Raw genomic sequence first — 12,716 nt, forward strand, 5'->3', positions numbered from 1 at the left:
GACATATGTTAAAAAAGTTTTGGATTGTTACAAATGATGGAAAAGACACCAACCATGCAGTGACAGGAAAGGTAAAAGAACTTTTGGAAATCTCCGGAAGAAGCTGTATGTTGTGTGAAAAAGATGCAGAAAAGAATATTATCAGGGAACGGATTCCGGACATGATGGATTGTGCGATCGTAATAGGTGGGGACGGAAGTCTGATCGAGGTCGCAAGGACATTGTGGAAAAGAGATGTCCCGATTCTTGGTATCAATATGGGAACGCTTGGATATCTGACAGAAATAGAACTAAGCAATCTGGAAGATGACATTTCCCAGATGCTCCGCGGGGAGTATCTCTACGAAGAGCGGATGATGCTGGAAGGAATCTTTGAAAATGGACATAGAGATGTTGCGTTAAATGATATTGTTGTATCCCGAAAGGGAGACGATCTGCGGATTATTTATTTTAAATTATTTGTAAATGGAGAACTTTTGAATTCTTATGAAGCAGACGGAATCATCATATCGACACCGACAGGTTCTACCGCATATAATATGTCTGCTGGCGGACCAATTGTGGAGCCTACGGCTTCTCTTACCGTGATCACGCCAATCTGTTCTCATGCATTGAATACAAGAAGCATTGTATTATCCGGGGATGATGAGATTGTGATCGAGATCGGGGAAGGCAGACGTGGCAATATTGAAAAAGTGCTTGTGACTTTTGATGGGGCTACCAGTATCGGACTGCAGACGGGAGACCGCTTAACGATTCAGAAAGCAAAAGAAACAACCAGAATTATGAAAATAAATAAAATCAGTTTTTTGGAAATATTACGTAGAAAAATGAAGGGAAATTGATAGTATGAAAGTAAACAGACATGCAAAGATTATTGAACTTATCAATAAATATCATATTGAAACGCAAGAAGAACTGGCAGAATATCTGAACCAGGAAGGATTCAAAGTAACACAGGCGACAGTGTCCAGAGATATCCGTGACCTGAAGCTGACTAAGATTCCATCTGAGAACGGAAAACAAAGATATGCCCTGCATCAAAGTCATCATGAAAATGGCATGAGTGAGAAATACATCCGTGTATTAAGAGAAGGCTATCTCTCTATGGATATGGCACAGAATATTCTTGTGATCAAGACAGTTGCGGGAATGGCAAGTGCAGTATGTGCAGCACTCGATGCCATGAAATGGAATGAAATTGTGGGAAGTATTGCAGGTGATGACACCATCATGTGTGCAATCCGCAGTGTAGACGATACCGTAAAAGTAATGGACAAGATCAGTAAGATCATCTTATAGGAGGAAGCGTGCTACAATATTTACATGTGAAGAATCTGGCTTTGATCGATGAGATTGAAGTAGAATTTGGCAGAGGATTAAATATCCTGACCGGTGAAACCGGTGCCGGTAAATCAATTATACTTGGGTCAGTTGGTCTGGCACTTGGCGGCCGCTATACAAAAGACATTCTGCGGGAAGGGACAAGATATGGCCTTGTCGAACTGACATTTTCAGTAGAAAACAAAAGACAGACAGAACAGTTAAGAGCACTGGATATCTATCCGGAAGAAGGATTTGTGACTTTACAAAGAAGGCTTATGGAAGGCAGAAGTGTCAGCAAGATTAACGGAGAGACTGTCCAGATGGCAACCCTGAAAGAAGTATCCGCGATTTTGATCGACATTCATGGACAACATGAACATCAGTCACTGTTATATAAGAAAAATCATCTGCAGATAGTGGATGCATTTGCCGGGAAAGAAGCAGGAGAGCGTAAGCAGAAAGTGGCAGATGCATACCAGGAATATAAAGCAAAAGTAAAAGAATTAAAAGAAGCATCTACGGATGAGGCAGAGCGTGCGAAGGAACTGGCATTTCTGCATTTTGAGGTGGATGAGATTGAACAGGCAGATCTGAAACTACATGAGGATGAAGATCTGGAGGCGCTTTATAAGCGGATGTCTAATGGCAAGAAGATTGCAGAAAGCATCACAGAAGCCTATCATTATACCGGAGAGGGAAATGATAGTGCAAGTGAAGGACTTGGACGTGCACTTCGTGCACTTGCAGAGGTTGCTGATGTAGATGCACATGCAGCACAGTTGTATGAACAGTTGACAGATGTTGATAATCTGTTGAATGATTTTAATCATGAATTGGCTGAATATAATAAATCTTGTGATTTTTCAGATGAGGAATTTTATGAGACGGAAAAACGTCTGAATGAGATCAATCACCTGAAGACAAAATATGGCAACTCCCTGGAAGAAATACAGGCTTACCGGGAAAAGCAGGAGAAGAGAATTGAAATTCTGGAAAACTTTGATACCTATCTTCAGAATCTGTCGGAAACCTGTCAGAAATTGGAAAACCTGTATTTAAAAGAAGCAGGGAAATTGTCTGCATATCGTAAAAAACAGGCTGTGATACTGGAACAGAAAATCCAGGAAGGATTGGAAGATCTTAATTTTGAACAGGTACAGTTTAAGATTCATTTTTCCGAAAGGAAAGACTATGCAAAAGACGGAATCGATGATATTGAATTCCAGATATCATTAAATCAGGGTCAACCTGTAAAACCGTTGGCAGAGGTTGCATCGGGTGGTGAACTTTCCAGAATTATGCTGGCAATTAAGGCTGTTATGGCAGATCAGGACGAGATCGAGACATTGATCTTCGATGAAATTGATGTAGGAATCAGTGGCCGGACTGCACAGAAAGTATCGGAAAAGATGGCATTGATTGGAAGGGAACATCAGGTGATCTGTATCACACATCTGGCACAGATTGCAGCAATGGCAGATCATCATTATCTGATTGAAAAGTCGACGCAGGATGCAGTTACACGTACCAAGATTTATCCGTTGTCCGAAGAAGCATCTGTCATGGAACTTGCAAGAATTCTTGGCGGTGCGAAGATAACTGATACGGTAATACAAAGTGCAAAAGAAATGAAACATCTCGCAAAACAGACAAAATAAAATATACAGAGTATTTTTGGGAAAATACCACATACTAAGATAGACGTAAAAAAGACGTCTATCTTTTTTTATAGGAGTGCGGATGATGAGAATATACTGGTATCGGAGAGTTTTAATGATTATATTGATTGGTTCTGTCATTTTTGGAACGGGATATTCTGTAAAGGAGATGCAAAAAGAGCTCTCTAAGCAGGAAGTCAGTTCCGATACGCTTGCACCGGACATGGTAATTCCCGGAGGCATGCCGATTGGAATCTATCTGGAAACGGAAGGAGTTATGGTACTTGGGACAGATAAAATAAGCAGTGCAGACGGCGTATCCTGTGAACCGGCGGCGCATCTTGTAAAAGCCGGAGATTATATCGTAGCGTGTAACGGGACAATGATCCAGAACAAAAAAGAACTTCAGCGCATATTAAAAAACCTTCCGGATAATGAAACGGTATTAAAGATCAGACGAAATGAAAAATATCTGAAGATAAAAATAACGCCGGCAACAGATAAACATGGTGAAAAAAAGCTTGGCATCTGGGTGCGGGACAATGCACAGGGGCTTGGCACAGTTACGTTTCTGGATTCAAACAGCAGATTCGGTGCGCTTGGACATGGAATTCATGATACCAATACCAATGAACTGATGGAGATAAAAAAAGGCAGTGTATATGAGACCAGTATCCGCAGCATTCAAAAAGGGAAGAACGGAGAACCAGGAGGTATCGAAGGCGTAATCGTATATAACCGGTACAATGTTCTTGGAAACATTGATAAAAACACGGATTGCGGAATCTTTGGTAAACTTGACCGTATCGATACATTATTTTTTGACCAGACACCACTGGAAGTTGCTTCAGAACAGGAACTTGAAAAAGGAGCGGCGTTAATCCGGTGCAATGTAGAGGGGGAAGTGAAAGATTATAAAATTCGTATTACAAAAATTGACAAATTCACGAAAGAAGAAAACAAGGGACTTGAGATCGAAGTGACAGACCCGGAACTCCTTGAAATTACAGGGGGAATCATACAAGGAATGTCCGGTGCACCTATTATCCAGAACGGGAAAATAGCAGGTGCAGTCACCCATGTATTTGTCAATGATCCTACGAAAGGATATGGCATATTTATCGAAAAGATGCTGAAACATGTAGAATAATCAGAAAAATGTCGATGCGGGTCATGCTTTTACGACAACATTTTCTTGTTCTGAAATATGTGAAAATATATAATAAAACTCGACATATTTATTGAAGAAACAAGGAGGCATTACGTAAAATGGGAGAAGTTAATGTAGCAATCGCTGACGACAATGAAAGAATTTTAGACATGCTGGGAGAAATCATAGAACAGGACAAAGACTTAAACCTGGTTGGAAAGGCAAATAACGGAGAAGATATCTACCGTCTGATCAAAGAAAAAACGCCGGATGTTGTGTTATTAGACCTGATCATGCCAAAACTGGATGGACTCAGCGTGATGGAAAAAGTAAATTCTGACATACACATTACCAAACGCCCTGAATTTATCATCGTTACTGCTGTAGGGCAGGAACGGATTACAGAAGATGCCTTTCGAAAAGGAGCAAGTTACTATGTGATGAAACCATTTCAGAATGATATGATCGTAAGAAGAATCAAAGACGCCGGAAGCGGACACACAGTAGCCGTACCTGCAAAAACACTGGAATCTGGTATAAAGAAAAAAGAATATAATCTGGAAACGCGCGTCACAGATATGATCCATGAAATTGGGATACCAGCACACATCAAAGGCTATCATTATCTCAGGGATGCGATCATCATGGCGGTCGATGATATGGATGTGTTAAATGCGATCACAAAGGTTTTATATCCGACGATTGCCAAGATGCACAAAACAACCGCAAGCAGGGTGGAGCGTGCAATCAGACATGCGATCGAAGTGGCATGGAGCCGCGGAAAGCTGGATACATTGGATGAACTTTTTGGATATACCGTCAGTAATGGAAAAGGGAAGCCGACAAATTCGGAATTCATTGCATTAATTGCCGATACGATACGATTAGAAAATAAAAACCGATAAACAACCCTTTTATTCTGAATAAAAATACGCTATAATGATAAAGTATTCTAAAGTTGGGAGGGAAATGCAATGAAGAAAATATTATTTGCGGCATCAGAGTCAGTCCCATTTATCAAAACAGGAGGACTTGCCGATGTTGTCGGATCATTACCGAAATATTTTGATAAAGAAAAATACGATGTGCGCGTAATGCTGCCAAAGTATATGTGCATGAAAGATGAATGGAAAGAAAAACTTCAGTACCATACACATTTTTATATGGATCTTAACTGGAGAAAACAGTATGTTGGTGTACTGGAGATGGAGTATGACGGAATCAAATTCTATTTTATAGATAATGAGTACTACTTTAACGGATATGCACCATATGGTGATATGTATGCGGATATCGAAAAATTTGCCTTCTTCTCAAAGGCTGTTTTAAGTTCTCTTCCGTTAATTGATTTCAGACCAGACATCATTCACTGTCACGACTGGCAGACAGGACTTGTACCAATCTATCTGGATAACTTCAGATATGGTAACGAATTCTACCGCGGTATCAAGACAGTTATGACGATACATAACTTAAAATTCCAGGGAACATGGGATCCAAAACGTGTCAGAGACATTACAGGACTTCCACAGTACTATTTTGCACCGGATAAGATGGAAGCATACAAAGATGCAAACTACTTAAAAGGTGGTATTGTGTATGCAGACAGAGTTACAACTGTAAGTAATTCTTATGCAGAAGAAATCAAGACACCATTCTATGGTGAAAAACTGGATGGTCTTATGAATGCCCGTTCAAATTGTCTTTCAGGAATCGTAAATGGTATCGATTATGATGATTATAATCCGATGACAGACAATAAGATCGAAAGAAATTATGACGTAAATAATTTCCGCAAAGAAAAGATTAAAAATAAGATTGCACTTCAGAAAGAACTTGGACTTGACGAAGATCCAAAGACTATGATGATCGGTGTTGTTTCACGACTGACTGATCAGAAGGGATTCGACCTGGTTGCATATGTAATGGATGAACTGTGTCAGGACGCCATCCAGATCGTGGTACTTGGTACAGGTGAAGAACAGTATGAAAATATGTTCCGCCATTTTGCATGGAAGTATCCAGGAAAAGTATCTGCAAACATTTACTATTCAGAAGCAATGTCTCATAAGATTTATGCATCCTGTGATGCATTCCTTATGCCATCGTTATTTGAGCCTTGCGGACTCAGCCAGCTGATGAGCTTACGTTACGGAACTGTTCCAATCGTACGTGAGACTGGTGGACTGAAAGATACAGTAGAGCCATACAATGAGTATGAAAAGACTGGAACTGGATTCAGCTTTACAAACTACAATGCGCATGAAATGATGGCAACTGTACGTTACGCCGAGCAGATCTACTATGATAAGAAGCGTGACTGGAACAAGATTATAGAACGTGCTATGAACAAAGACTTCTCATGGAAGAATTCTGCAAAACAGTACGAAGCATTATACGACGAAATGTAAAATCAAGCTAAAGGAGTAAGACACAATACATGAAGATTCGTGATATATTAGTAGAAAAGACACCTCATCTGTCTTTTGAGGTATTCCCTCCGAAGACAGATGCAGCTTTCGATGGCGTGTTAAGTGCAACGGAAGCAATTGCTGCACTGAAGCCATCTTATATGAGTGTTACATATGGAGCAGGCGGCGGTACAAGTAAGAATACTGTGAAGATTGCATCGCATATCAAAGACAAATTTGACGTACCAAGTCTTGCACATCTTACTTGTGTATCATCAACAAAAGATGAAGTACACCAGGTAATCGATGAATTAAAAGCAGCCGGAATTGAAAATATCCTTGCACTTCGCGGAGATATTCCAAAGGACAGCGAATTCCCGCTTCCGAATCATTATCAGTACGCATATGAACTGATACAGGATATTAAGAGCCAGGGAGAATTCTGTATCGGTGCTGCATGCTATCCGGAAGGACATGTAGAATCCGAGCATAAAAAAGATGATATCCTGCACTTAAAACAGAAAGTGGACTGTGGTGTAGACTTTTTGACAACACAGATGTTTTTTGATAACAATATTCTTTATAACTTCCTCTACAGAGCAAGAGAGAAGGGGGTTATGGTTCCTGTCATTCCTGGAATCATGCCGGTAACAAATGCAAATCAGGTAAAGAGAATCTTATCGATGTCAGGAACAAACCTGCCGGAAAGATTCAAAGCAATCGTAGACCGTTTTGGAGATGATCCAAAAGCAATGCAGCAGGCAGGTGTAGCATATGCAACAGATCAGATTATTGACCTGTTCGCAAATGGCATCAACCATGTACATGTATATTCTATGAATAAGCCGGAAGTTGCATCTGCGATCATGGATAACCTTTCTTATATTTTGAATAAATAGCAGAGGAATATAGAATGGACGCAAGAACGAAAGAAGCAATTCGTTACTTGGGATATGGCAGACATGCGGTAGATGAGCATACACTTGCACTGGTGGAAAGCTGTTTTGAAGAACTTTCGCACGCAGCATGTGGTAGAATCGTCTATCGCATTTTTGACTTGGAATTTCCCGAGAATGGACAGATACAACTTGGAAGCTTAGATATCAAAAGCCGTAATCTGACCAGAAACCTGATCGGATGTGAAAAAGCAGTTCTTCTTGGCGCAACGCTTGGACCAAAGGTGGATCTTCTTTTGAGAAAATATTCACTTGGTGATATGGCAAGAGTTGTTACGCTGCAGGCATGTGCAGCAGCTATGCTGGAAGAATATCTGGATGAATGGCAGGATAATCTGGGCCGGGAGATGCAAAAAGAGGGCTATTATCTGAGACCGCGCTTTAGTCCGGGATATGGGGATTTTTCCATTGACCATCAGGATATGATCCTGCGGATGCTGGACTCTGCAAAAAAAATCGGTCTGTCACTTACAGATGGAAATATGCTGACTCCTTCAAAATCCGTTACAGCCCTGATCGGACTTAGCAGGGAAAAAGTACCATGCCATACCAAAGGATGCGAAGCATGTCAGAAAACAGACTGTGCATATCGCAGAGCATAAGATACAAGTAAAAAATAGGAGCAGACAGATGTTATTAGAACGACTGGGAAAAGAATTATTATATTTTGACGGTGGAATGGGAACACTTCTGCAGTCCAGAGGACTAAAACCCGGAGAACTCCCAGAGGTCTGGAATCTGGAACATACAGAAGAAATCATTGATATCCACAGACAATATTTTGAGGCGGGAAGTGACATTGTCCTGTCTAATACATTTGGTGCAAATGCAATCAAATTTCATGATTCAGAATATCAGCTGAAAGATATTGTAACTGCCGGTATTCAGAATGTAAAAAAAGCTGCCAAAGCAGGTGTACATGATGGAAGAGAAGTGTATACGGCTCTGGATGTAGGTCCGACCGGAAAGCTTTTAAAGCCAATGGGAGACCTGGCTTTTGAAGATGCGTACGAAGCATTTAAAGAAACGATGATCTACGGCGAAGAAGCAGGAGCAGACCTGATTCATATAGAGACAATGAGTGACAGTTACGAGGTGAAAGCGGCAGTTCTTGCGGCAAAGGAAAATACATCACTTCCGGTATTTGTTACCATGATCTTTGATGAAAAAGGAAAACTGTTAACCGGTGGAGATGTCCCGGCAGTTGTTGCCATGCTTGAAGGACTTCGTGTAGACGCACTGGGGATCAACTGTGGTATGGGACCGGAGCAGATGATGCCGATCCTTGAAGACATATTAAAATACTGTTCGATCCCGATTATTGTAAAGCCAAATGCAGGACTTCCAAAACAACGTGACGGAGAAGTCTACTATGATGTAGAACCGGAACAGTTTTCAGGTTATATGAAAAAAATTGTTGAAATGGGTGCACACGTTATCGGTGGATGTTGTGGTACGACACCGGCGCATATCAAAGCAATGATCGATCACACCAGAGGAATGGATGTGGTTCCGGTAACAAAGAAAGATATCACCATGGTATCTTCTTACGGACACGCCGTTATCCTTGGCGGAAAGCCAATGATCATCGGAGAAAGAATCAACCCGACCGGTAAGAAAAAATTCAAACAGGCGTTAAAAGACCACGATATGGATTATATCCTGAAGGAAGGGATTACACAGCAGGACAAAGGTGCACACATTCTGGATGTCAATGTAGGACTTCCGGATATTGATGAACCGGCGATGATGAAAGAAGTCATCACAGAACTGCAGAGTGTGACAAGCCTCCCACTGCAGATCGATACCGTAGACATTACAGCTATGGAAGCAGCTATGAGAATCTATAACGGAAAACCGATGGTGAACTCTGTAAATGGAAAACAGGAGAACATGGATGCGGTATTTCCGCTTATCAAACGTTATGGTGGTGTTGTGATCGGTCTTACCATCGATGAAGAAGGCATTCCAAAAACTGCTGACGGAAGAGTCCGTGTGGCAGGAAAGATTATTGAAGAAGCAAAAAAATATGGCATTGATAAAAAAGATATTGTAATTGATGTACTTGCAATGACCATCAGTTCCGAACCGGAAGGTGCTAAAGTTACATTGGAAGCATTGAAAAAAGTAAGAGAAACATACGGAGTCTGTACGGTTCTCGGAGTTTCCAATATTTCCTTCGGACTTCCGTATCGTCCGGCAGTCAACTCGAACTTCTATACGATGGCCATGCAGAATGGACTGAGCGCAGGAATTATCAATCCGTCATCAGAAGATATGATGCGTTCATATTATTCCTTCTGCGCGTTGATGAATTACGATAAAAACTGTGAAGATTATATCCGGGTATATGGCAATCAAAAAGCCGGAGCACCGGTGACGGCAGCAAAAACAGAGCTGACATTAAAAGAAGCCATTGAAAAAGGACTGAAAGAAGAAGCGCATCATGCAACCGGAAAACTTTTAAAAGAACAGGCTCCGCTTGATATTATTAATGCACATCTGATTCCGGCTCTGGATAGTGTCGGAAAGGGATTTGAAAAAGGAACCGTATTCCTTCCGCAGCTTCTGATGAGTGCAGATGCAGCCAAGATAGCATTTGCGGTAATTAAGGATGTACTTGCACAGGAAGGCGGGGAAGTGCAGGCAAAGAACAAGGTAATTCTTGCAACTGTAAAAGGTGATATTCACGATATCGGAAAAAATATCGTAAAAGTCCTTCTGGAGAATTACAGTTTTGATGTTATCGATCTGGGGAAAGATGTACCTCCGGAAGTGATTGTAGAGACTGCAGTTGAGCAGGATATCCGTCTGGTAGGCTTGAGTGCACTTATGACAACAACCGTTGTGAGTATGGAAGAAACCATTAAGTTATTGAGAGAGAAAAAACCTGAGTGTAAAGTCATGGTAGGGGGAGCTGTGCTGAACCAGGATTATGCAGATATGATCGGTGCAGATTTCTATGGAAAGGACGCAATGCAGTCCGTCTATTATGCGCAGAGAGTATTTGAAGAAGCATAATCAATGATAACAGAGACATTTTTATAAATGATACAGCAGACAAAGAAAAAGGAGAACATATCATGGGATTAGTATTACCAGAACATTATGACCCACGCTTAAGCGTAAGAGAAACACAGGAAGCAATCAAATACATCAGGGATACCTTCCAGAAAGAATTCGGAAAAGAAATGAACCTGGAAAGAATATCTGCACCATTATTCGTAGAAAAGAGCAGTGGTCTGAACGATGACTTAAACGGTGTAGAACGTCCGGTACAGTTTGACATCGCCGGTATTCCGGGAGAAACAATCGAAGTTGTACATTCCCTTGCAAAATGGAAACGTATGGCATTACACAAATACGGATTCAAACCAGGAGAAGGACTCTATACCAACATGAACGCAATCCGCAGAGATGAAGAGATGGATAACTTACATTCTTGTTACGTGGATCAGTGGGACTGGGAAAAGGTGATCACAAAAGAAGAACGTACCGTAGAGACACTGGAAGAAACAGTGCGTACAATCTTCAAGATCATCAAACATATGGAACACGAAGTATGGTACAAATACCCACAGGCAGTAAAAAAGCTTCCGGAAGATATCTATTTCATTACTTCACAGGAACTGGAAAACATGTATCCGGATAAAACTCCGAAGGAAAGAGAAAATCTGATCACAAAAGAACACGGCTGTGTATTCCTTATGAAGATCGGTGACAAACTTGCAAGTGGAGAGCCACACGACGGACGTGCACCGGACTATGATGACTGGCAGTTAAACGGAGATATTCTGTTCTGGTTCGAGACACTTGACTGCGCACTTGAAATCTCCAGCATGGGTATCCGTGTTGATGAAAAATCTCTGGAAGAACAGCTGAAAAAAGCCGGATGCGAAGAAAGAAAGAATCTTCCATACCATAAAATGCTGTTAAATGGTGAGCTTCCATATACAATCGGCGGCGGAATCGGACAGTCAAGACTGTGTATGCTGTTATTGGACCGTGCACATGTAGGAGAAGTACAGGCTAGTATCTGGCCTTCAGATATGCGTGAGGAATGCGAAAAACATAATATAATTTTGCTGTAAGAGGTGTCACCAGACAAACCCTTCTATCCTGCAAGGGGCAAAACTAAATATCCTGAACATAGAGAAAAGACCTCAAAGGCTGCGAAAAAACCGCAGTTTTTGGGGCTTTTTTAAGCCTATTTTCCCGATGAAACGGGGATTTCATTAGAATGATGAAAAATTGAAAAATCAAACTGAAAATGTGCTAAAAATGTTAGAGGATAAATGAGTTTGCCTTTTTGAGGATAGAAGGGGTTGTTTTTTGACATATAGATTTTTGGGAACCACGTTTTTGGGAAAATCTAAAAAATGCTCGCAACCTCAGTAAAATCAATGGTTCTGGGACTTTTGAAATTCCCCAAAAATAAATGTTTTTGGGAAAATTTATATGTTTTTGGGAGTTTTCTAACGTTTTTGGGGACGTTTTTGGGAAAAAGAAGGGTGGTAAATATGCAAAAGAAAAATTACAAAGGAAGATGTGAGAAATCGTAAAAGAATGTGCAGATAATCATTGGTTTCTTGCAGAGAGTGCTTATGATGAATTAGAATTACCAAAAAGAGCTACAACAGGATCTGCCGGCTATGACTTCTATGCTCCAATGAATATTAGACTTAAGCCTGGAAAAGCAGTTGTAATTCCTACGGGAATTTGTTGTGAAACGAATCCAGATTACGCATTATTTATTTTGCCAAGAAGCGGTCTGGGATTCAAATATCAGTTAGGCATCTCTAATACTTTAGGACTAATAGATTCAGATTATTTTTATTCTGATAACGAAGGTCACATCATGATCAAACTTGTGAATCGTGGAGACAAAGAAATTAACATTCCGGCTGGAAAAGGATTTGCACAGGGAGTGTTTATGCAGTATGGAATTACAGTAGATGATGATTGTGATGGAGTAAGAAACGGTGGATTTGGAAGTACGACGAAATAAAAACTAATATATTTTACATAGAAGTAAAGCCTTGATAATTCAAAAAATAATGATATAATGTAATCAAGGTTTTTACTCTATGTCACCAGACAAACCCTTCTATCCTGCAAGGGGCAAAACTAAATATCCTGAACATAGAGAAAAGACCTCAAAGGCTGCGAAAAAACCGCAGTTTTTGGGGCTTTTTTAAGCCTATTTTCCCGATGA

At 40.7% G+C, this 12,716-nt stretch carries 11 protein-coding genes; all 11 read left to right on the forward strand.

The annotated features are described in order from the left end of the window. Positions 1-5 precede the first annotated feature (5 nt). The 11 genes from ACWJAF_RS02710 to ACWJAF_RS02760 all read left to right on the forward strand — a co-directional run bounded on the left by ACWJAF_RS02710 (position 6) and on the right by ACWJAF_RS02760 (position 12,509). Complete coding sequence (locus ACWJAF_RS02710) at positions 6-845, forward strand: NAD(+)/NADH kinase (RefSeq protein WP_296032857.1); 840 nt, start codon at positions 6-8, stop codon at positions 843-845. Positions 846-849: 4 nt separating this feature from the next. Then, positions 850-1,302, forward strand: a complete 453-nt coding sequence (gene argR, locus ACWJAF_RS02715) for an arginine repressor (RefSeq protein ID WP_296032855.1) — start codon at positions 850-852, stop codon at positions 1,300-1,302. Between the two features lie 8 nt (positions 1,303-1,310). Then, positions 1,311-2,984, forward strand: a complete 1,674-nt coding sequence (gene recN, locus ACWJAF_RS02720) for a DNA repair protein RecN (protein ID WP_448862022.1) — start codon at positions 1,311-1,313, stop codon at positions 2,982-2,984. Between the two features lie 115 nt (positions 2,985-3,099). Beyond that, entirely contained in the window at positions 3,100-4,134 is a 1,035-nt protein-coding gene (gene spoIVB, locus ACWJAF_RS02725) for a SpoIVB peptidase (protein ID WP_448862024.1), read from the forward strand. Between the two features lie 119 nt (positions 4,135-4,253). Next, positions 4,254-5,039 (forward strand): sporulation transcription factor Spo0A, encoded by a 786-nt coding sequence (spo0A, locus tag ACWJAF_RS02730; RefSeq protein ID WP_448862026.1) that lies wholly within the window; start codon positions 4,254-4,256, stop codon positions 5,037-5,039. Positions 5,040-5,108: 69 nt separating this feature from the next. Continuing rightward, positions 5,109-6,545 carry a glycogen synthase GlgA gene (gene glgA, locus ACWJAF_RS02735; RefSeq protein WP_296032848.1) on the forward strand — a complete coding sequence of 479 codons (1,437 nt, stop codon included), beginning with the start codon at positions 5,109-5,111 and terminating at the stop codon, positions 6,543-6,545. 29 nt (positions 6,546-6,574) lie between these two features. Next, the gene (gene metF, locus ACWJAF_RS02740) at positions 6,575-7,444 is read left to right on the forward strand and encodes a methylenetetrahydrofolate reductase [NAD(P)H] (RefSeq protein WP_448862027.1); all 870 of its coding nucleotides are present in this window, start codon (positions 6,575-6,577) and stop codon (positions 7,442-7,444) included. 14 nt (positions 7,445-7,458) lie between these two features. Beyond that, a complete protein-coding gene (locus ACWJAF_RS02745) occupies positions 7,459-8,103 on the forward strand; it encodes a Vitamin B12 dependent methionine synthase activation subunit (protein WP_448862029.1) in 645 nt (214 codons plus the stop codon). Between the two features lie 28 nt (positions 8,104-8,131). Next, the gene (locus tag ACWJAF_RS02750; RefSeq protein WP_448862031.1) at positions 8,132-10,522 is read left to right on the forward strand and encodes a homocysteine S-methyltransferase family protein; all 2,391 of its coding nucleotides are present in this window, start codon (positions 8,132-8,134) and stop codon (positions 10,520-10,522) included. A gap of 62 nt (positions 10,523-10,584) precedes the next feature. Next, complete coding sequence (gene asnA, locus ACWJAF_RS02755; protein ID WP_448862033.1) at positions 10,585-11,592, forward strand: aspartate--ammonia ligase; 1,008 nt, start codon at positions 10,585-10,587, stop codon at positions 11,590-11,592. A 464-nt stretch (positions 11,593-12,056) separates the two neighbouring features. Next, a complete protein-coding gene (locus tag ACWJAF_RS02760; RefSeq protein ID WP_448862043.1) occupies positions 12,057-12,509 on the forward strand; it encodes a dUTP diphosphatase in 453 nt (150 codons plus the stop codon). The last annotated feature ends 207 nt before the right edge of the window (positions 12,510-12,716 follow it).

This window comes from Dorea sp., from assembly GCF_977044405.1.